Raw genomic sequence first — 21946 nt, forward strand, 5'->3', positions numbered from 1 at the left:
ACTTATATCAAAATGATAGAAAATGATCAGGATGATTTTTTTATTGAAAAAGAACGTAAAGCAAAGATCATCCAGTCGTTAGAGCGAACAAAAGCATTCGATGATTTTGAGAGGAAAGAACAGTTACAAACTGTCTTTGAAGAGATGAGCAATGATGATCCCACTGATTTTATGCTGTTTCTATCTACGGTTTCTTCAACCAAACATAATGTAAATAGTATCCATTTGTGCGGATTCACGGTATATAAAAAAAATGAGCACTTTCTCGTGATGAAAGTGGACAAACAACGAAGCTTCGACAACGAAACCGTCACTTGTTTTAAGATTCCTTCAGGGCATATTGTAGAATTAAGCCAATTATTTTGGGGAGAACGTGGTTATGTAAGACGAGGAACAGAGGACATCTTTAAGAGTTTAGCTGATCTTTCAAGTGAGGTTAAAGCGATCCCAGCCATAACCATGCAGCACCAAAAGACTGAAAATTGTGTGACTAGTGAAGTAGAAGCTTCATTAAGAACGATCTTGTTCAATTGTCGAACAGACATTTTTAATTTATCTGAGAAAGCGAAGGTAACTCCTAAATGGAATTTGGGACATTATGAGCCGACGATAGAAATGCGAAAACGATTTGTTACTGCTATGAAAGGTGAGGATGAAGGCTGGGATCAACATTTTGATTATCTCTTTGATTATTACCTCTGTAGAAAAGGGAAACTTGTCAGTGGCTCTTCTTTAGCAACTTGTGCAAGGGATGTAATCAGATGTTTGGAAATTCAAGAGGCTTTTTCCATGGATACATATATTTCAGAAATGTTGAAAAATGGTGGTCAAATACCAATGGAGAATGGTCCATTTAAAGAAGAAAAAATAAGAGGAATTGATCCATCAAACATGTTAAATCATAGGTCAATCAAAGAAGTGGATTATGTTATTTTAAGAAATGCTATAGAAGGAAATGAGTATAAAATCAAACTATTGAACGAGCGACTCCCATTCATAAAAATTCAACGAGCGGAGGAAATAACTCGGTACATTATTTCTCGTTTGGAAGATAAAAATCAAGAAATAGATGCAGAAATACAACGTCGCAAAGAAATAGAAATGAAAGCAAAAGAATTTGAAAAAAGAGTCGATATGCTAGCTTTGACTTTATCACTAAAAGAAAATGATCAATTCTTTCAGACAGGGAAATGTTATCAACTATTGTTTTCAACTTATATCAAAATGATAGAAAATGATAGGAATGATTTTTTTATCGAAAAAGACCGTAAGGAAAAGATCATTCAGTCGTTAGAGCGAACAAAAGCATTCTATGATTTTGTGAATATAGAACAACTACAATCAGTTTTTGAAAAGATGATCAATGATGATCCAACAGATTTTATGCTTTTTCCAATTGCTTTTTTAACTAGCCTAGATAAAACGAAATCTCATTTGTGTGGATTCACGGTATATAAAAAAAATGAGGACTTTCTCGTAATGAAAGTGGATAAAGATCGAAGCTTCGATAACAAGAATGTCACCTATTTTAAGATTCCTTCAAAGAACACTGAAAAATTAAGCCGATTATTTTTTGAAACATGTCACTATATTAAAATACTAGAACCATTTGCCATCTTTTTAAGCCTTCTTGATCTTTCAAATGGGTTTAAAACGATCCCAGCCATAACCATGCAGCACCAAAAGACTAGAAATTGTGTGGTTAGTGAAGTAGAGGCTTCATTAAGAATGATCTTATTCAATTGTCGAACAGACATTTTAAGTTTATCTGAGAAAGCGAAGGTAACTCCTAAATGGAATTTGGCACATTCCGAGTCAACTTTAGAAATGAGAAAAAGATTTCTTTTTGCTGTGAAAGGCGAGCATAAAGACTGGAATCGAAATTTTGGTTATATCTTCGATTATTATCTATATAGAAAAGGGAAGCTTGGAGAAGGAAATTATTCATATGATAAAAAACTGAGCAGTTTATGGTATGAAGAAATTCAGTCTATCTTCTCTATGGATCTTTATATTTTAGAAACATTGAATAATGGAGGGCAAATTCGAAAAACTGGTGTTCCACTTCTACAAAAAAATATCAGTGGAATTGACCCACCACAAATCTTATATGGGAGAAAAATAAAAAAAATAGATTCTATGGATCTACTAGAATATGCCTTAACAAAAAATACAGATAAGATCAATCTATTTAAAGCACGACTTTCTTCCATGAAGATTCCCAGAGCAAAAGAAATAACAAGATACATCATTTCCTGTTTAAAATACAAAAATAAGGAAATAGAGTTAGAAATACAGCGACGCGAAGAAATAAAAAAGAGAAGGGAAAATGAGAAATATTCCAAGCAAACATTGAATCAATTAGTATCGAAGGTTACCCCAAATCGGTCAGTAAGTCATTCACAATCAATATCGGGTACTTTAAATGAAGAATCAACACTCTCTTTTTTAATTGGTAGAGCCTTCGCTTATTTGATCGGTAAAAGAAGTGAGAACGAGTCCCAAAAGAGAGAATCGCTAGTCAATAAGAATAAAGGTTCAATCAGTAGATGGTGTAAGTAAACAAAAAACAGTAAAGATAGCATAGACATACGAACAGCTATAATGTTTTTACGATTCTATTTGCTTACACTAGACTAAGTATTAGGTAAATGGAAAGAAAAAACGATTTGTGATGAATAGTGTGCTTCGATATATTTATCAAATTAGGATAGGTTGAAAAATGGAGCTATTTTATTAGATACAAATTAGTTTGCGCAATCTCTTTGGGGAGCAATGCCTGAAATATGGAGATATTAAATGCCAAAATCAACAATGAAAAAGAAAATACGGGGAACATTTATCTTTGAAAGAAGACGAGCAGTACAAGATAAGAATCCATTAGGGTCGAGAAAAATAAAAAGAGAAATCTGTGAGCCATCCAACTATAAAGGAAGAATTCATATGAGAAAGACCTAGTTGGAGTAGTAATACCTTCTAAATTCATTGTATTATTGAAAAAATCATAATTCGAGCATTAACCTCCCTCATAAATAAGCGAAAAATATACCATACAAGTAGTAACCATGAGTCAAACTCCTAATGTGAACAACTATGAAAAATTGATTTTGTAAACTTAAGTATGAAAAAATGGAAGGGATAAGCCTTATCTATTGAATATACATATATCTATGCTTGTGAAATCTACTTTCTATTTTGAAGGTATCTTATGCTAACAGAAGAGAAAAAACAGAAAGGCAAATACTGGGAAAAGAACTATTAGACTGTATAACAAAAAAATTATAAATTTTTATTTTGGAGGAAAAATATGATGAAGGATAATGAGGAAAATTATAATGAATTTGCAACAAAAGCAAATATACTTGCTTTAGCTTTAGCGCTAAAAGACAACGAGGATAGATTCTTTAGGACAGACAAAGATTATCAGTTACTTTTTTCAACCTATATCAGAATGATTGATCTTGATAAAAAGGAGTTTTTTATTGAAAAAGAGCGAAAAAATAAGGTTATGAAATCATTAGAGCGAACGATTGCGTTTTATGATTTTAAGAATAAAGAACAGATACAATCTGTCTTTGAAGAAATGGTCAACAATGATCCAACTGATTTTATGATTTTTCCATCTAGTTTTTATATAGAAGGATTTGTGGGAGTTGCCCCACACTATATTGGCTTAACAGTGTATAAAAAAAATAATCGCTTGATCGTGATGAAAGTCGATAAAGAAAGACACTATGATTATAGCAATGTAACCTGCTTTGAAATCCCTTTAACAAAAATGGCGGATTTAAGTCAATTATTTTTTTGGGGACGTGACTATGAAGCGAGAGAACCTTACTACGTATTAAGTAGGCTTGCTGAATTTTCAAGTGATATTAACCCCATCTTAGCCTTAAGCATGAAGCAGCAAACTGCTGCTAACTGTATGGTAAATGAATTAGAAGCTTCTTTAAAGACGACGTTATTTAATTGTCGAGTAGACATCTCTTGTTTAAATCCAAAGGTTTCGGTCACACCTAAGTGGAATCCGAAAAAAGAGTCGACTTTAGAAATGCGAAGACGATTTCTTTTAGCTCTAAAAGGCGATGATCCTGTATGGAATCAACATTTTGATTATATCTTCGATTATTATCTCTGTAGAAAAGGGAAACTTGGTGAAATTGATTCATCAAAGTTTTTTCTGACGGATGAGTGGTGGTATCGGCAAATTCGTTCAAGCTTTTCTATGGATCCTTATATCCCAGAGATATTGGAATGTAATGGACATATCCCAGTTGTTAAGGAAGATCAAATGAAAGAAAACATTAAAAAGTGGTTGGGTCCTCGAAATAAATTACGCCAAAAAGATATTAGAGATTGTGAAGTGGAGGAACTAATTCAAGGTAAAGAACAAAATAGCTATAAGATTAAAATATTAAACGCTCGATTACTTTCAATGAAAATCGAATTGGCTAGAGAAGTGGCGGAGTTCAACATTACTTGTTTGAGAGAAAAAAATAAAGAAATAGACGCAGAGCTACAACGACGTAAAGAAATAGATGCAGAACTACAACAACGCAAAAAACTAGAAATGAAGGCGAAAGAATTTGAAAAAAGAGTGGATATGCTAGTCTTAGCTTTATCATTAAAAGAAAATGAACGATTTTTTAAGGCAAAAGAAGAGTATCAATTACTGTTTTCAACTTATATCAAAATGATAAGGAACGATCAGGACAGTTTTTTTATTGGAGAAGAACGAAAAGCAAAGATCATTCAGTCTTTGAAAAGAACGAAAGCTTTCTATCAATTTAAGAAGAAAAAACAACTCCAAGCAGTCTTCGAAAAGCTGAAAAACGATGACCCCACTGATTTTATGCTGTTTCCAACTACAGTTTCTTCAAGCAGAGATAATGAAAATAGTGTCCATTTATGTGGATTTACGGTGTATAAAAAAAATGAGCACTTCCTCGTGATGAAAGTGGATAAAGAACGAAGCTTCGACAACGAGATCGTCACTTGTTTTAAGATTCCTTTCAGCCACATTGCAAAATTAAGTCAATTATTTTGGCGGGAACGTGATTATATAAGGCGAAGTACAAAGGACATCTTTAAGAGCCTTAAGGAGCTTTCAAGTGAGATTAAAGCGATCCCTATAACCATGCAATACGAAGAGTCGGGTGAACATGCAGTTAGTAAAGTGGAAGATTCGTTAAAAACGATCTTATTCAATTGTCGAACAGACATTTTTAATTTAACTGAGACTCCGCAGGTAATCCTTAAATGGAATCTGGCACATTCTGAGCCAACGATAGAAATGCGAAAACGATTTGTTACTGCCATGAAAGGCGAGGACGAAGGTTGGAATCAACATTTTGATTATCTCTTTGATTATTATTTATGCGGAAAAGGAAAACTAGTCAGTGACTCTTCTTTAGACATTCGAGCACACGATCTTAGAAGATATTGGGAAATGCAAGAAACTTTCTCCATGGATCTCTACATTCCAGAAATGTTGAAAAATAGCGGTCAAATGTCAACCAAAAATACCGAGTTGTCACAAGAAAAAATAATTGGAATTGATTCGTCAGGCTTGCTAAATAAGAGTGCGATCAAAGAAATAAATTCTATTGAATTAGGGAACGCTCTAGAAGCTAATATGTATAAAATCAAACTGTTTAACGAGCGACTTCCTTTCATACACATTCAACGAGCAAGAGAAATAACCCTATATATCATTTCACGTTTGGAAGACAAAAATAAAGAAATAGAGGCAGAAATACAACGACGTAAAGAATTAGAAATGAAGGCGAAAGAATTTGAAAAAAGAGTGGATATGCTAGTCTTAGCTTTATCATTAAAAGAAAATGATCGATTTTTTAAGGCAAAAGAAGAGTATCAATTACTGTTTTCAACTTATATCAAAATGATAGAAAATGATCATGACAATTTTTTTATTGAAAAAGAACAAAAGGAAAAGATCATTCAGTCATTAGAGCGAACGAAAGCACTTTATGATTTTGAGCAGAAAGAACAGTTACAAGCTATCTTTGAAAAGATGGGCAACGATGATCCTACTGATTTTATGCTGTTTCTATCTGCAGTTTCTTCAAGTAGAGATAATGAAAATAGTGTTCATTTACGTGGATTTACGGTATATAAAAAAAATGAGCACTTCCTCGTGATGAAAGTGGACAAACAACGAAGCTTCGACAACGAGATCGTCACTTATTTTAAGATTCCTTTCAGCCACATTGCAGAATTAAGTCAATTATTTTTGGGGGAACGTGGTTATGTAAGACGAGGAACAAATGACATCTTTAAGAGCCTTAAGGAGCTTTCAAGTGAGGTTAAAGTGACCTCCACCCTAATCATGCAATACGAAGAGCTGGGTGAACATGTAGTTAGTGAAGTGGAAGATTCGTTAAAAACGATCTTATTCAATTGCCGAACAGACATTTTTAATTTATCTGAGACTCCGAAGGTCATCCTTAAATGGAATTTGGCATATTCTGAGCCAACGATAGAAATGCGAAAACGATTTGTTACTGCCATGAAAGGCGAGGACGAAGGTTGGAATCAACATTTTGATTATCTCTTTGATTATTATTTATGCGGAAAAGGAAAACTAGTCAGTGACTCTTCTTTAGACATTCGAGCACACGATCTTAGAAGATATTGGGAAATGCAAGAAACTTTCTCCATGGATCTCTACATTCCAGAAATGTTGAAAAATAGCGGTCAAATGTCAACCAAAAATACCGAGTTGTCACAAGAAAAAATAATTGGAATTGATTCGTCAGGCTTGCTAAATAAGAGTGCGATCAAAGAAATAAATTCTATTGAATTAGGGAACGCTCTAGAAGCTAATATGTATAAAATCAAACTGTTTAACGAGCGACTTCCTTTCATACACATTCAACGAGCAAGAGAAATAACCCTATATATCATTTCACGTTTGGAAGACAAAAATAAAGAAATAGAGGCAGAAATACAACGACGTAAAGAATTAGAAATGAAGGCGAAAGAATTTGAAAAAAGAGTGGATATGCTAGTCTTAGCTTTATCATTAAAAGAAAATGATCGATTTTTTAAGGCAAAAGAAGAGTATCAATTACTGTTTTCAACTTATATCAAAATGATAGAAAATGATCATGACAATTTTTTTATTGAAAAAGAACGAAAGGAAAAGATCATTCAGTCATTAGAGCGAACGAAAGCACTTTATGATTTTGAGCAGAAAGAACAGTTACAAACAGTCTTTGAAAAAATGAGAAACAATGATCCTACTGATTTTATGCTGTTTCTATCTGCGGTTTCTTCCAGAAGATATAATACAGACAGGATTCATTTGTGTGGATTCACGGTATATAAAAAAAATGAGCACTTCCTCGTGATGAAAGTGGACAAACAACGAAGCTTCGACAACGAAACCGTCACCTGTTTTGTGATTCCTTCCAGTCACATTGCAGAATTAAGTCAATTATTTTCGGGGGAACGTGGTTATGTAAGACGAGGAACAAATGACATCTTTAAGAGCCTTAAGGATCTTTCAATCGAGGTTAAAGCTATATCAGCTATAACCATGAAATACCAAGAGCCGGGAGAACATATAGTTAGTGAAGTGGAAGCTTCGTTAAGAATGATTTTGTTCAATTGTCGAACAGACATTTTTAGTTTATCTGAGAAAGCGATGGTAAATCCTAAATGGAATTTGGCACATTCTGAGCCAACGATAGAAATGCGAAAACGATTTGTTACTGCCATGCAGGGCGAGGATGAAGGCTGGAATCAACATTTTGATTATCTCTTTGATTATTACCTCTGTAGAAAAGGGAAACTTGTCAGTGACTCTTCTCTAACCACTCAAGCACATGATCCGATAAGATATTTGAAAATTCAAAAGATTTTTTCCATGGATCCCTACATCTCAGAAATGTTGAAAAATGGCGGACAAATATCAACGGAGAAATCTTCGCTGAAAGAAGAAAAAATAAGAGAAATTGATCCAACAGGCAGGTTATATATGAACCCAATCAGAGAAATGCCTTTTCTTAATTTAAAAAATGCCATAAAAGAAAATGAGTATAAAATCAAGCTATTTAACGAACGATTACCATTCATAAAAATCCAACGAGCGGAAGAAATAACCCAGTACATTATCTCTCGTTTGGAAGACAAAAATAAAGAAATAGGCGCAGAACTACAACAACGTGAAGAAATAGAAAAGAGAAGGCAAAACGAGAAAAGTTACAATCAAGCATTGAATCAATTAGTATCAAAAAATGTCTCTGAGAGTACCAAGAGTTTTCAGAAAACACCTATCGGTTCGAACGAAAAAGACACAGTTGAAAAATCAGAATTGACTGTACTTAAGGATAAAGTGAAAATAGCACAACACGAATTTCGAAATTCTAGCCCACAAGACGTGGGAAGTGCAAAAAAACGGAAAATACAAATCGAAAAATAATCGTGATCCTAAATTTAATGTTACTAATCTCGAAAATAACCATATAATCCTGAGCATGAAAAGAAAGTGGAAATCAGTCATGAATTTCTTCGAATATACATAAAGCTCTACTGGGTCTAACTGGTTTGGAGGAACCGTATGTTAACGACAGAAGAAAAAAAAACAAATGAACAAAAGACGAAAGAATTTGAGAAAAGAGTCGATATGTTGGCTTTGACTTTATCACTAAAAGGAAATGACCAATTTTTTGAGGGAAATGGAGGATATCAATTACTGTTTTCAACTTATATCAAAATGATAGAAAGTGATCATGACAATTTTTTTATTGAAAAAGAACGAAAGAAAAAGATCATTCAGTCATTGGAGCGAACGAAAGCATTCTATCAGTTTAAGAAACAACAACAACTTCAAGCAGTCTTTGAAACAATGTCCAACGATGACTCAACTGATTTTATGCTTTTTCCCTCTGTCATTCAGGTAGAAAAAAATGAGAAAGAGCTCAAACATCTTGTGGGATTAACAGTGTATAAAAAAAAGCATCACTTCATTGTGATGAAAGTGGATAAACAAGGTGTCTATAATTATTCGAACGTATCCTATTATAAAATTCCTTTACCAAGTATTGCACAGTTAAGTCAACTATTTTTTTCGGAACGTAATACCAAAAAAACAGTGCAATATTCCATTTTTAAGTCCCTTGCTAAACTTTCAAATGAAGTTCGAACAATCCCAAGGATAATTCTGAAGGAACAAAGTATTGGTAATTGTATCATTAGTGAGGTAGAAGCTTCATTAAGACTGATCTTATTCAATTGTCAAACAGATCTCTTTCGTTTAGGTACGCATAAGGTGATAACACCAAAATGGAACTTAAAACATCAGGAGCCAACGTTAGAGATGCGAAGGAGATTTCTTTCAGCAGTGAAGGGTGAGGACAAAGACTGGAATCAACATTTTGATTATATCTTCGATTATTATCTGTATAGAAAAGGCAAACTTGTAGAGATCCCATTCTCATATATTGATATAAAAGGAAAGTGGTGGTATCGGAAAATTCATAAAATCTTTTCTTTGGATTCTTATATTCCAGAAATGCTTAGGAGTGGCGGTCAGATACTGCCAGTAAACAAAGAACAACAGAAAGAAGACGCTAGAACGCCCATTGAACTGGTGGATGAATTATACAAGGAGAGTATCAGAAAAAGCGAGTTGCCTAGACTACAGCTTGCTACGAAAAAAAAGAGTAATGCGATCAAAATATTAAGTGCTCGATTGTCTTCAATAAAGATTGAAGTGGCTAAAGAAAAGGCAGAAATCCTCATTACTTGTTTGAAACGTAAAAATAAAGAAATAGAAGCAGAAATAAAACGACGTAAAGAACTAGAAAAGGGAAACCAGGACGGAATAATTTCCAATCGAACATTGAATCAGTTAGTATCAAAAACTGTTTCTGAGCGTACCAAGAATTTTCAGAAAATATCTACCAGTTCGAACGAAAAAGTCACAATTGAAAAATCCAAATTGACCGAACTCATGGAAAAAGTGAAAAAATCACAACACGAATTTCGAAATTTTAGCCAACAAAATATGAGAAATATAAAAAAACAGAGCCCACAATATGAAAAATAATCATTTTCTTATTTCCTGATGTAGTGAGAAAAAAATTGATCATTTGATGGCAAACATGAAAAAAGGTAGAAATCAGTCCCACCCTCAATATACATACAGATGAACTGTCATAAAAGCTATTTTCTATTTTGGAGGAACCATATGTTGACGAAAGAGGAAAAGAAAACAAATGAGCAAAAAGTGAGAGAATTTGAAAAAAGAGTCGATATGCTGGCACTGACTTTATCACTAAAAAGAAATGATAGAGTCTTTCATACAGGGGAAGGTTATCAATTATTGTTTTCAACCTACATTAAGATGTTAGAGAATGATCAGAACGATTTTTTTATTGAGAAGGAACGGAAAGAAAAGATTATTGAGTCATTGAAGCGAACGAAAGCATTCTATGATTTTAAGAAAAAAAGACAGTTACATGCAGTCTTCGAAACGATGACTAATGATGATCCAACCGATTTTATGCTTTTTCCATCTACCATGTATGTAGAAAAAGATGTGAAAGCCCCCAGACATCTTGTGGGATTAACAGTGTATAAAAAAAAGAATCGCTTTTTTGTTATGAAAGTCGACACCGAACATTTTTATGATCGCTCTAGTGTTTCCTATTTTCAAATACCCTTATCAAATATTGAAAAATTAAGTCACCTATTTTTTTTGGAACGTGATATCAAAAACACAGAACAATATTACATTTTGAAGACCCTTGCTGAACTTTCAAATGAGGCTAGACCCATCTCCAGTGTCATTCTGAAAAAACAAAGTGTGGGTAATTGTATTGTTAGTCAAGTAGAAACTTCTTTATCAATGATCTTATTCAATTGTCGAACAGACCTCTTTCGTTCTATGCATAAAGAGATAACACCAAAATGGAATTTGAAACATCTGGAGCCAACATTAGAGATGCGAAGAAGATTCCTTTTAGCAGTGAAGGGTGAGGACAAGGACTGGAATCAACATTTTGATTATATCTTCGATTATTATCTGTATAAGAAAGGCAAACTTGTAGAGATTCCATTTTCATATATTGATATAAAAGGAAAGTGGTGGCATCAACAAATTCATTTAATCTTTTCTGTTGATCCTTATATTCCAAAAATGCTTGAGAATGGCGGTCAGATCTCGAACGAAAATAAAGAACAATTGAAAGCAAATATTCAATCATTAATCGAACCACCAGGCAGACTATGCAATGAAGATATTAGGAAGATCGAGGTGGACCAACTAAGTCTTGTTAAGAATCAAAATTGCGATACAATCAAAGTATTAAGTGCTCGATTGTCTTCAATAAAGATTGAAGTGGCTAAAAAAATGGCTGAAGTGCTCATTGCTTGTTTGGAAGAGAAGAATCGAGAAATAGTGACAGAGATAAAGCAGCGGGAAAAAAATAAAAAGGAAAGACTAGGCAGGGAATATGATAAGCAAACGTTGAGTCAATTAGTATCAAAAGTTTCCCAAAATAATCCGACAATTTTTTCGCAAGTAGCGTCACCTAGGTTAAATGAACAAGCAACTTTCGCCAATTTGATTCATAATATTAATATGAAAAAATATGAGAGCAAGTTTCAAGGAAAAAAACAATTAGTCACGAAACAGCAAACGCCAATCAGTGAGTTGCAAAAGTAAGTGAAGAACAGTCAGGTATTAAATAGTGAATAGATGCTTCATCCTTTCAATAGTTAATAAAAGAGTGAATGAGGATAACTAAAAATTCGAAGAAATCCATTATATCAGGTGGACTTTGAAGTAAAAGAAGTAATCATTAAAAATAAAAAAGAGGTTTATTTCTATTTTAAAAATAAGTCTGTAAGATAGTACATAAAAATAATAAAATGAAGCTGAGATACGCAACTTGGTTCTTGCGTTCTTAGCTTCATTTGAAAATTAAGGTAAATCGTCAAAATAATGATTGGTAGGTAGAATCAATTATTCGATCACCAATACGCCTTCTTTTAATGAGAATGGATTTTTTTCATTGATATGATCGTAGAACATTACACCATTGATATGATCGATTTCATGTTGAACGACAATCGATTCGTAGTTTTTTAAACGGATTTTTTGTTTTTCACCATTCTTGTCGTAATAAGAGACAGTGATTTTTGCATGACGGACGACATAACCAGGAACTTCACGATCGACAGATAGACAACCTTCTCCTTCTCCCAAGCACGCATCTTGGACAGAATGACTCAAGATTTTTGGATTATACATGACCGTACTGAGGGTAGGTTGATCTGATTCTGGATCAGTACTTGGTACGTGGACAGCAATGATGCGCTTCGAGATATCAAGCTGTGGAGCTGCAAGACCAACTCCCCCCCGTAAGTTTAATTCTTCAGCTTTGATAGGATCTTGGCTGTTTTTTAAAAACTCTAACATTTCTTCTCCTAGTAAAAGATCTTCTTCACTTAATGGAAGGGACACCTCTTTTGCTACTTCCCGTAACGTTGGATTTCCTTCTCGAATGATATTATCCATTGTAATCATGGAATATGTACCCCTTTCTTATTAGACACTAGACTATTTTCGGATTCTAGTTTACCATAAATTTCCAAAAGTAGTAGTAGGATTGTTTGTTAAACTAGATTTTCTTAAGGATTCTCTACTTGATTTTTCATACAGATTCGGGTAAAGTATAGCTGTGTGCTTATAGCATATATCCTGTCACTTGGTTAAGCGAATCACCAACGTTTTACTCAGTTACAGGGGAATAATTGAAAGAGGTGGAAAAAATGGCAATTTCAAAAGAACGTAAAAATGAAATCATGAAAGAATACGCACGCCATGAAGGAGATACTGGTTCTCCAGAAGTACAAATCGCTGTACTAACTGAAGAAATCAATCACTTGAATGAACATGCTCGTGTTCATAAAAAAGATCATCATTCATACCGTGGTTTAATGAAAAAAGTTGGTCATCGTCGTAACTTATTAGCTTACTTACGTAAAACTGATGTTCAACGTTACCGTGAATTGATCCAACGTTTAGGCTTACGCCGTTAATTTTTTAAAAGAGAGTGAGGTTCACGTGAATCTCACTTTTTTTACTTTAAGATAAAAAAGCTATTTTTTTGTGAACAAGCTTGATGGACTCCTACTAACCAAATGAAAGGTGCCAAATCTTTTATTTAGCGGTTTTCATTTGTTTAGTAGCGTCTGGCTTTCACGAAAAGGAAAAGGAGTAATTATGTCAGAAAAACAAGTATTTAAAACAACATGGGGCGGACGTCCTTTAGAGATCGAAGTCGGTCAATTAGCAAAACAAGCAAACGGAGCGGTATTAGTCCGTTATGGAGATACTGTTGTTTTGAGTGCCGCAGTGGCTTCAAAAGAAGCAAAAGATACAGACTTCTTCCCATTGACGATCAATTATGAAGAAAAAATGTATGCAGCGGGTAAAATCCCTGGTGGTTTTATCAAACGTGAGGGTCGTCCAAGTACCGAAGCAACCTTAACCGCTCGTTTGATCGACCGTCCAATTCGTCCGATGTTTGCGGAAGGTTTCCGTAATGAAGTTCAAGTAACTAATATCGTAATGAGTGTTGAAACAGACTGCTCACCTGCAATGGCTGCGATGTTAGGTTCTTCTATTGCTTTATCGATTTCAGATATTCCATTCGATGGACCAATTGCTGGTGTCGAAGTTGGACGTGTGAATGGCGAATACGTATTGAACCCAACTGTTGAACAAGCCGAAGCAACAGATATCGAATTAACTGTAGCAGGTACCAAAAAAGCAATCAACATGGTTGAAAGTGGTGCGAAAGAAGTTTCTGAAGAAGATATGTTAGGTGCTTTGTTATTTGGTTTTGAAGCAATCAAAGAACTCGTAGCCTTCCAAGAAGAAATCGTCCAAGCGGTTGGTAAAGAGAAAATGGAAGTTTCATTACTTCAAGTAGATGCAGATTTGAAGAAAGAAATCTTTGATGCCTCATATAGCACGATGAAAGAAGCGGTCATGACAGAAGAAAAATTAGCCCGCGAAGACAATATCGAGCAAGTGAAACAGGATATACGTGAAGTTTATGCAGAAAAGTTTGCAGAACATGAAGAAGAAGGACAGCTACTAAAAGAAGTGAAACAAATTACTGAAGACCTTGAAAAAGATGTTGTTCGTGAATTGATCACGATTGATAAGATTCGTCCAGATGGTCGTAAATTAGACGAAATCCGTCCGTTAGCATCAGAAGTTGGTCTATTACCTCGTGTTCATGGTTCTGGGTTATTTACTCGTGGACAAACACAGGCACTTTCTGCTTGTACCTTAGCACCTTTAGGAGAACATCAAATCATTGACGGCTTAGGTGTAGAAGTAAGCAAACGATTCATCCATCATTACAATTTCCCACAATTTTCTGTTGGTTCGACTGGTCGAGCTGGCTCACCAGGACGTCGTGAAATTGGACATGGAGCTTTAGGGGAACGTGCTTTAGCACAAATCATCCCTTCTGAGGAAGAATTCCCTTACACAATCCGTTTAGTAGCAGAAGTACTTGAATCAAATGGTTCCTCTTCTCAAGCAAGTATTTGTGCTGGTACATTGGCATTGATGGATGCAGGTGTCCCAATCAAAGCACCAGTTGCTGGGATTGCCATGGGATTAGTATCTGACGGAGAAAACTACACGATCTTAACAGATATCCAAGGACTTGAAGACCACTTAGGAGATATGGACTTTAAAGTAGCCGGAACTAAAGATGGGATCACAGCGCTTCAAATGGATATCAAGATCCAAGGAATCACAGAACAAATCTTGACTGAAGCATTAACTCAAGCCAAAAAAGCACGTATGGAGATCTTAGAAGAACTAACATCTACGATTGCTGCGCCAAGAGAAGAGTTAAGTCAATATGCACCAAAAATCGAAATGATCCAAATCGAACCTTCAAAAATCAAAGATGTGATTGGTAAAGGTGGCGATACGATTAATGGAATCATTGATGAAACTGGTGTGAAAATCGATATCGACCAAGAAGGAAAAGTAAGCATTGCTTCTTCTGACAAAGAAATGATCCAAAAAGCAATCAAGATCATCGAAGATTTGACAAAAGAAGTAAAAGTTGGCGAAGTCTACCTTGGAAAAGTTGTTCGTATCGAGAAATTTGGTGCATTTGTGAACTTGATCAAAGGAAAAGATGGCTTAGTCCATATCTCTCAACTAGCAAATGAACGTGTCAATAATGTGGAAGATGTTGTAAAACTAGGCGATGAAGTCTTAGTAAAAGTAACTGAAATCGACAAACAAGGACGCGTGAACCTTTCAAGAAAAGCGATGTTGGCTGATGACAAAGCAAAAGAAACCAAATAAGAAGTGAAGATAAGTATGTTGTACAGATTTTTATGATCAAATGACATGACGTAAAACTTCTTTTTCTAAATAAGTGTGCTGCTACGAAAATAGTGTTTGTATTTTCTGAAGTAGTACACTTATTTTTTGCCTTATAGCTTATTAAAAAGCGCTTCTTTTTATCATTTCTTTATTTTCTTTAAAATATTTAAGTTATTTAAATAAAAAAGGAGGAACAAAAATGGTTCATTTTTTACTTTCCCTCATTACCGGTGGAGTATTAGGTTTGATTGCTGGAGCGATTTTGAATGAAGATGTTCCTGGGGGTGTTACAGGGAATATCTTGATTGGTTTTCTAGGAAGCTGGTTAGGGGAGTTCGTTCTAGGAGATTTAGGTCCAGCTATCAGTGGATTTTATTTGATTCCTTCTTTAATTGGAGCAATTGTTTGTTTAGCGACTTATTCTTTTACAGCAGATTATCTGAGACGTCATCGTTAGTGGTTATTTTATTTTAAGTTGTTGACACTTAGGTATATTCTTTGGATAATGAGATGAAATTTAGATATAGCTAATGAGCAATGAAATGAGGGGGAGAAGTGACAACGAAACACAATACGAAGAAAATCTCAATGGCAGGACTTTTAGTAGCTATGGGTGTCGTCTATGGGGATATCGGGACAAGTCCACTTTATGTGATGAAAGCCATAGTTGAAGATAACGGTGGTCTAAAAGGAATTAATCCGGATTTTGTTATCGGTTCGGTATCACTGATATTTTGGACGTTGACATTGTTGACGACGATTAAATATGTTGCGATTGCTTTGAATGCAGATAATCATGGTGAAGGTGGGATTTTTTCTTTATATACATTAGTAAGAAAAGGTGGTAAGTATCTGATTATTCCTGCGATGATCGGTGGTGCAGCTCTATTAGCAGATGGTGTGTTGACACCTGCAGTAACTGTGACAACAGCGATTGAAGGATTAAGAGGCATTCCACAGTTTTTTGACCGTTTTGGAAACGATCAAAATATCATCGTCATTATTACTTTAGTCATTATTTTTATTTTATTTATGGTTCAACGTTTTGGAACAGAAGTGGTAGGTAAGGCATTCGGACCAATCATGTTTTTGTGGTTCACCTTTCTAGGTGGCATGGGGCTATTGAACTTTAGCTTAGATTGGACAGTTATTCGGGCATTGAACCCTTATTATGCTGTGCAAATACTTTTTAGTCCGGATAATAAATTAGGTCTATTTATTTTAGGAAATATCTTCTTGGCGACTACTGGAGCAGAAGCTTTGTATTCTGATTTAGGGCACGTAGGGAAACGAAATATTCGATTGAGTTGGCCGTATGTCAAAGTATGTTTAGTACTGAATTATTTTGGACAGGCAGCATGGTTGTTGAATGTTTATCAAAATCCTGGAACCCAGCAGATTGAAAATTTGAATCCATTTTTCCAAATGATGCCCGCTAGTTTCACGATCATCGGTGTAGGATTTGCCACGATTGCTGCAATCATTGCATCACAAGCATTGATTACTGGATCGTTTACTTTAGTTTCTGAAGCAATCAAACTAAAACTATTGCCACGATTGAAAATCATGTATCCAGGGAGTAGCATTGGGCAAATGTATATCCCAGCTGTGAATTTGATTTTGTGGATTGCTTGTTCTCTTATTGTGGTAACCTTCAGAACTTCTCATCATATGGAAGCAGCGTATGGACTATCTATAACGGTGACAATGTTGATGACGACCGCTTTGCTTTATTTCTATTTGATACAAAGTGGTTATTCCAAATGGCTGGCTCATGTGATTACCTTCTTCTTTGGTACGATCGAAGTTGTCTTTTTTATTTCTAGTATCGTAAAATTTTTCCACGGTGGTTTTGTCGCTGTGTTGATTGCTCTAGTGATTTTAGCGGTCATGTTTGTGTGGGAACAAGGCAATATCATTCGTGAATCGATGGCTGAAGAAGTTGTCTTAAAAGACTATATTCCTCAACTTGAAAAGTTAAAGGAAGATAAGTCATTGCCAATCTATCAGACGAATGTCGTATTTTTAGTTCCTGATATGGCAGACGGCAAGGTCGGTAGACAATTTGTTTATTCAATCTTAGACAAACGACCGAAACGTGCAAAAGTTTATTGGTTTGTTCATTTAGAAGTTACAGATGAACCCTATACGAAAGAATATCAAGTCGATATGATGGATACAGACTTTATTGTCCAAGTCAATCTATTTCTGGGATTCCGTGTCCAACAAGAAATCAATGTCTATGTACGTCAAATCATTCATGATTTGATGAAACAAGGACGTTTACCAAAACAGCCGCAAATGTATTCACTAACACCAGGAAGAGAAGTGGGAGATTTCCAATTCATCTTGATCGATGAAGTCGTCTCGAACGTGACAACTCTTGGTAAATGGGAGCGTCAGATCATGCAAGCGAAACTTGCCACCAAGAAAATCGCTACGACACCTGAAACATGGTTTGGCTTAGAGTACAGCGAAGTCAAACATGAAACAGTGCCACTATTGATTGGAGATACAAGAAAAACTTGGCTGAAAGAACGAAAATAAAAACACCCAATCAGTGAAAAACGCTAGATCTTTTTTTTACTGATTTGAATAACGCCTCAAATATTAGATTTACAATCTAGTTTTGAGGTGTTTTTGTTTCTGATGGAAAAATCAGGAATTACGTTATTTTGGCGCGGAGGGTCTTGAGATTCTTTCCTAAAATAGAGGAGACATTGTTAAACTAGACTGAGTAGTCAACTGGCGTGCAGTTACTAGTCATTGTGAAAAATATTTATTGGTCTTTGATAAAAGACTTCTTCGTTAGGCTCTTTTTATGAAAAGTTGTACAATTGAAGGTGAAAAGAGAGGCGAAATAAATGGTACTTAATTTTGTGATTTTATTTTTGATGATTGCAATCACGGCGTTTTTTGTAGCGAGTGAATTTGCTTTAGTAAAAATCAGACGTTCACGGTTAGAACAATTAGAAAAAGATGGGGTGAAAAATGCAAAACTAGCGCTGCACGTCACTCATCATTTAGATGACTATTTGTCAGCAAGTCAACTGGGGATCACATTGACCGGTCTGATTATCGGGTGGGTCGGTGAAGGCTCAGTCGCCGCTTTATTAGAACCATGGATCGGGCGCCTACCTTTTAGCGCTGCCTTAAGTATGACGATCTCTGTTGCTTTAGGATTTATCCTGGTAACGTACATTGATGTCGTAGTCGGGGAACTTTTACCAAAAAGTTATAGTATCGTCAATACCGAAAAAGTGGTGTTATTTGTTGTCAAACCATTGCATTATTTTTATCTTGCGATGTTTCCGTTTATTTGGGTATTGAACCATTCAGCGGCTGCTTTAGGTAAGTTATTGGGAGTGAAACTCGTTTCAGAAGGGGAAGAGACACTTTCTCAAGAAGAATTGACTTTAGTGGCTTTGAACTCTTATGAGAAAGGTGAACTTAGTAAAGAGGAATACCAGTATTTGGAAAATGTCTTTGAGTTTGATGATACCTTAGCTAAAGATATTCAAGTGGATCGTACATCCATGCAAGTTTTTGAAGCAACGGATACGGTCAAAGAAGCAATAAAAGCCTCCATCGAACGAGGGCATACGAGATATCCTGTAATCTTGGAATCAAAGGATAATATTTTAGGTTATGTTACGTTACCTGATCTAATCAAACAATCGTTTGAAGATGATCAATTACCAGTGGAAGAGTTGATCGAAGAGCCAATCGTATCAGCAGAAACGATCCCAATCAAGAAATTATTAACGATCATGCGAAAAAAAGGGAAACATATTGCGATCTTAAAAGATGAGTATGGTGGCACAAGTGGACTTGTGACAATTGAAGATATTTTAGAAGAAATCGTGGGAGAGATCCGAGATGAAACAGACGTGGATCAAGCACTAGTTGCGAAGCAAACAGATGGAAGTTATATTCTCTCAGGGAAATTAACTTTAGATGATTTTGAGCGTTACTTCAAAGTAGATGTGCCTGAATTTGAAGAGTCTAATTTTATTACATTGGCTGGATTTATGTCTAATCATCAAAAGGAAATTGAACCAGGAACCGTTATTACGATCGAGCAATTTCAATTTACAGTATTAGAATACAATCACGCCCATATTGATTATTTTAACTTGATGATTTTACCAACAAAAGGAATTGAGAAGTAAGGTAAATAACTGATCAGATTAAAGATGAAGAGTGTAAATCAGCTATTTCTGTTTTATAGTTTTCTTCGGAATTAAGTCAATCAATCGTAAAATTGAGGAGTTGTTCTTCGATTTACTGTCTTATTTACGACTAGAAGCGCTACTGCCACAACTATGAATGGTATTCGAGCAGGAGACCGGCGACAGTAAGATTCCTTCTTTCATAGCCGCTAATCAAAAAAGCCGAAGTATCCTGAAATAGTCAAAGCTATTTCGGATCTTTCGGCTTTTTTGTTGTGGCGTTATACCATGCTTTTTAAATCGATTATTGTTCATAGCTGATGCCGACATTTTCCATTGAGAATTGTTGTTCGGCATCTAATTGTTTCAAATGTTTCATTGACCGTAGGTAAGAATAAAGTAAGACAGCAACAGATCCTGCCCATGCAAGTGGAGAAGCAGCCGCTGCTCCTGGGTAACCCCAGATTCCTGTCAAGATGATGGCTGCAAATGAACGCATAAGTAATTCCATCATACCGGCAATTGTTGGTACTTTACTTTGACCAAGACCTTGTAGCGTATAACGTAAGATGAACAAAATAGCTAGGATCCAATAAAGGGAGCCATTGATATTAAAATACGTTTGCGCTAAATCAAAAACTTGTGTTTCTGCTGGATTGACAAATAGACTTACAAATGAGCGACCGAAGACAATCACTACGACACCAGCGAAAATACTAAAACCAATACTCATCATCAATGTTTGACGAACACCTTGTAAAATCCGGCCGTATTGTTTTGCACCATAGTTTTGCGCAGCAAATGTTGCCATTGCAATACCAAAGGACATCATTGGTTGATTGGCAAATTGATCAATACGTCCTGCTGCTGATTGAGCGGCTACAACATCTGTTCCTAAGCTGTTTAAAGCTGCTTGTAAAACGATAGCACCAACAGCGATGATCGATGATTGAAAAGCCATTGGTAAAGCTACATTCAAATGAGTACGGATTTCTTCTTTATCAAAAGAAAAATCTTTTTTACGCAATTGGAGTAACGGAATCTTTTTCTTGATATAAACCAAACATAAAAGACTGGAAACTACTTGTGCGATCACTGTTGCGATTGCAGCAGCTTCAACGCCCATACCAAAGTTGATGATCAAAACGAGGTCTAAGATCACATTGACGATGACAGCGATGATCAAGAATAATAATGGTGTACGACTGTCACCAAGTGCACGAATAACATTTGATAGTAAATTGAAGCTGACAGCTGCAAAAATCCCCATCAAGATGATCACGATAAACGATTGTGCTTGATCAATAATTTCGGCAGGTGTTTGCATCAATTGAAGCATCGGACGAATAAATACTAAACTAAGGACAGTTAAAATCACAGTGACGACTAGACTAATCATGACGCTTGTAGCAAAACTTTTCTTTAAACCTCGGAAATCTTTAGCACCATAACGTTGAGAGGTAATAATGGCTAAACCAGCTGTTAAACCTTGGGCAAATCCAATAATCAAAAATGTCAAACTACCTGTAGCACCTACAGCAGCTAGCGCATTTTTTCCTAACGCTTGTCCTACGATGATCATATCGATCATGTTGTAAAACTGTTGGAAGACATTACCTATCAATAAAGGGATAGTGAATAATAAAATCAGTTTAGCTGGACTTCCTTTTGTTAAATCGCGCATCTTCTAAACTCCTTATTTCTTTTAAAATTTAGTTAGTAGTATATAGCGTTTATCCTAGTAATACCAATTAGAATTCAATGAAAAAAACGACCATTAAATGCTTTGTGTTTTCTGAAAATTTACAATTAGGCGCATCATAAAAGTAGCCAAGAAGTGATTCCAAGATTAAAATTAAAAATTAAAATCAAAGATTCAACTACTTGGCCTAACGTACAAATCAAAAGGTTCTTCTTTAATATTGTCTAATTTCGCTTGGGAGGAGAATTGTTTCTTTTGTTCCATCATCATAAGCGTACACTTGCGCTGGAAACTGTGGAGAGTAAGTGTACGGCAAATCAATACCCATCTCTATACTGCTTTCAGGTTGTGAAAAATGCAAGGTTACTTTTCCATGATTGTCGATTAAATCGAAGGCTAAAATATTATCCAAAGGAATCACGCCTTTAAGGTCTAAATCAATCACAAACCAGATACTATCAATCAGTTCATCTGGCAAACTGGACACAACACCTAATGAGGCGTATCGGTTACGACTACCATCAAAACTTTCAAACATGTGTTTAACCTCCTTTTTATAGTAGAAAAACTACGAGGACAATTTATTTTGTTCAGGATAAACGTTTGATACTTTCTTTAACGTTGGTTCATTCTAATAGACATTTTTAAAAAATGCAACAATATTTGCATACT

13 protein-coding genes are annotated in these 21946 nt (G+C 35.3%); 10 read left to right on the plus strand and 3 right to left on the minus strand.

Annotation, left to right across the window (positions count from 1 at the left end; translation table 11 throughout):
• From A5844_RS05575 to A5844_RS05590, 5 genes are all read left to right on the plus strand, one after another.
• The coding region (locus tag A5844_RS05575; protein WP_086284278.1) for a hypothetical protein at positions 1-2562 on the plus strand (2562 nt) is incomplete at its 5' end.
• A 237-nt stretch (positions 2563-2799) separates the two neighbouring features.
• Positions 2800-2958: a hypothetical protein gene (locus A5844_RS14415; protein WP_154670114.1), complete on the plus strand. Its 159-nt coding sequence runs from the start codon at positions 2800-2802 to the stop codon at positions 2956-2958.
• 349 nt (positions 2959-3307) lie between these two features.
• Complete coding sequence (locus tag A5844_RS05580; RefSeq protein WP_086284279.1) at positions 3308-8446, plus strand: hypothetical protein; 5139 nt, start codon at positions 3308-3310, stop codon at positions 8444-8446.
• 138 nt (positions 8447-8584) lie between these two features.
• The gene (locus A5844_RS05585; RefSeq protein ID WP_086284280.1) at positions 8585-10075 is read left to right on the plus strand and encodes a hypothetical protein; all 1491 of its coding nucleotides are present in this window, start codon (positions 8585-8587) and stop codon (positions 10073-10075) included.
• A gap of 141 nt (positions 10076-10216) precedes the next feature.
• Positions 10217-11695 (plus strand): hypothetical protein, encoded by a 1479-nt coding sequence (locus A5844_RS05590; protein WP_086284281.1) that lies wholly within the window; start codon positions 10217-10219, stop codon positions 11693-11695.
• A gap of 300 nt (positions 11696-11995) precedes the next feature.
• On the opposite strand, the gene def is transcribed toward A5844_RS05590, so the two are convergent.
• Entirely contained in the window at positions 11996-12559 is a 564-nt protein-coding gene (gene def / locus A5844_RS05595; protein WP_086284282.1) for a peptide deformylase, read from the minus strand.
• Between the two features lie 245 nt (positions 12560-12804).
• Between def and rpsO the strand changes: the two genes are divergently transcribed.
• The 5 genes from rpsO (at position 12805) to A5844_RS05620 (ending at position 19572) form a co-directional block, all read left to right on the plus strand.
• A complete protein-coding gene (gene rpsO, locus A5844_RS05600) occupies positions 12805-13074 on the plus strand; it encodes a 30S ribosomal protein S15 (RefSeq protein ID WP_086284283.1) in 270 nt (89 codons plus the stop codon).
• A 184-nt stretch (positions 13075-13258) separates the two neighbouring features.
• Positions 13259-15379 (plus strand): polyribonucleotide nucleotidyltransferase, encoded by a 2121-nt coding sequence (gene pnp, locus A5844_RS05605; RefSeq protein ID WP_086284284.1) that lies wholly within the window; start codon positions 13259-13261, stop codon positions 15377-15379.
• 220 nt (positions 15380-15599) lie between these two features.
• Positions 15600-15857, plus strand: coding sequence for a GlsB/YeaQ/YmgE family stress response membrane protein (locus tag A5844_RS05610; RefSeq protein ID WP_086284285.1), 258 nt, complete (start codon positions 15600-15602; stop codon positions 15855-15857).
• Between the two features lie 98 nt (positions 15858-15955).
• On the plus strand, positions 15956-17947 hold the full coding sequence (locus tag A5844_RS05615; protein WP_086284286.1) for a KUP/HAK/KT family potassium transporter: 1992 nt from the start codon (positions 15956-15958) through the stop codon (positions 17945-17947).
• Positions 17948-18264: 317 nt separating this feature from the next.
• Entirely contained in the window at positions 18265-19572 is a 1308-nt protein-coding gene (locus tag A5844_RS05620; protein ID WP_086284287.1) for a hemolysin family protein, read from the plus strand.
• A gap of 304 nt (positions 19573-19876) precedes the next feature.
• On the opposite strand, the gene A5844_RS05625 is transcribed toward A5844_RS05620, so the two are convergent.
• Both A5844_RS05625 and A5844_RS05630 read right to left on the minus strand, forming a co-directional pair.
• The gene (locus tag A5844_RS05625; protein ID WP_086284288.1) at positions 19877-21256 is read right to left on the minus strand and encodes an MATE family efflux transporter; all 1380 of its coding nucleotides are present in this window, start codon (positions 21254-21256) and stop codon (positions 19877-19879) included.
• Positions 21257-21488: 232 nt separating this feature from the next.
• Positions 21489-21812 carry a DUF960 domain-containing protein gene (locus A5844_RS05630; protein ID WP_086284289.1) on the minus strand — a complete coding sequence of 108 codons (324 nt, stop codon included), beginning with the start codon at positions 21810-21812 and terminating at the stop codon, positions 21489-21491.
• Between the last annotated feature and the right edge of the window lie 134 nt (positions 21813-21946).

It is taken from the genome of Candidatus Enterococcus wittei (assembly GCF_002140175.1).
Lineage (GTDB): Bacteria > Bacillota > Bacilli > Lactobacillales > Enterococcaceae > Enterococcus_B > Enterococcus_B wittei.

Coding starts and splice junctions, on each gene's coding strand:
- A5844_RS05580 (WP_086284279.1), top strand. CDS start 3,308: ATGATGAAGGATAATGAGGAAAATTATAATGAATTTGCAACAAAAGCA.
- A5844_RS05590 (WP_086284281.1), top strand. CDS start 10,217: ATGTTGACGAAAGAGGAAAAGAAAACAAATGAGCAAAAAGTGAGAGAA.
- rpsO (WP_086284283.1), top strand. CDS start 12,805: ATGGCAATTTCAAAAGAACGTAAAAATGAAATCATGAAAGAATACGCA.
- A5844_RS05620 (WP_086284287.1), top strand. CDS start 18,265: ATGGTACTTAATTTTGTGATTTTATTTTTGATGATTGCAATCACGGCG.
- A5844_RS05610 (WP_086284285.1), top strand. CDS start 15,600: ATGGTTCATTTTTTACTTTCCCTCATTACCGGTGGAGTATTAGGTTTG.
- A5844_RS14415 (WP_154670114.1), top strand. CDS start 2,800: ATGCCAAAATCAACAATGAAAAAGAAAATACGGGGAACATTTATCTTT.
- A5844_RS05630 (WP_086284289.1), bottom strand. CDS start 21,812: ATGTTTGAAAGTTTTGATGGTAGTCGTAACCGATACGCCTCATTAGGT.
- pnp (WP_086284284.1), top strand. CDS start 13,259: ATGTCAGAAAAACAAGTATTTAAAACAACATGGGGCGGACGTCCTTTA.
- def (WP_086284282.1), bottom strand. CDS start 12,559: ATGATTACAATGGATAATATCATTCGAGAAGGAAATCCAACGTTACGG.
- A5844_RS05625 (WP_086284288.1), bottom strand. CDS start 21,256: ATGCGCGATTTAACAAAAGGAAGTCCAGCTAAACTGATTTTATTATTC.
- A5844_RS05585 (WP_086284280.1), top strand. CDS start 8,585: ATGTTAACGACAGAAGAAAAAAAAACAAATGAACAAAAGACGAAAGAA.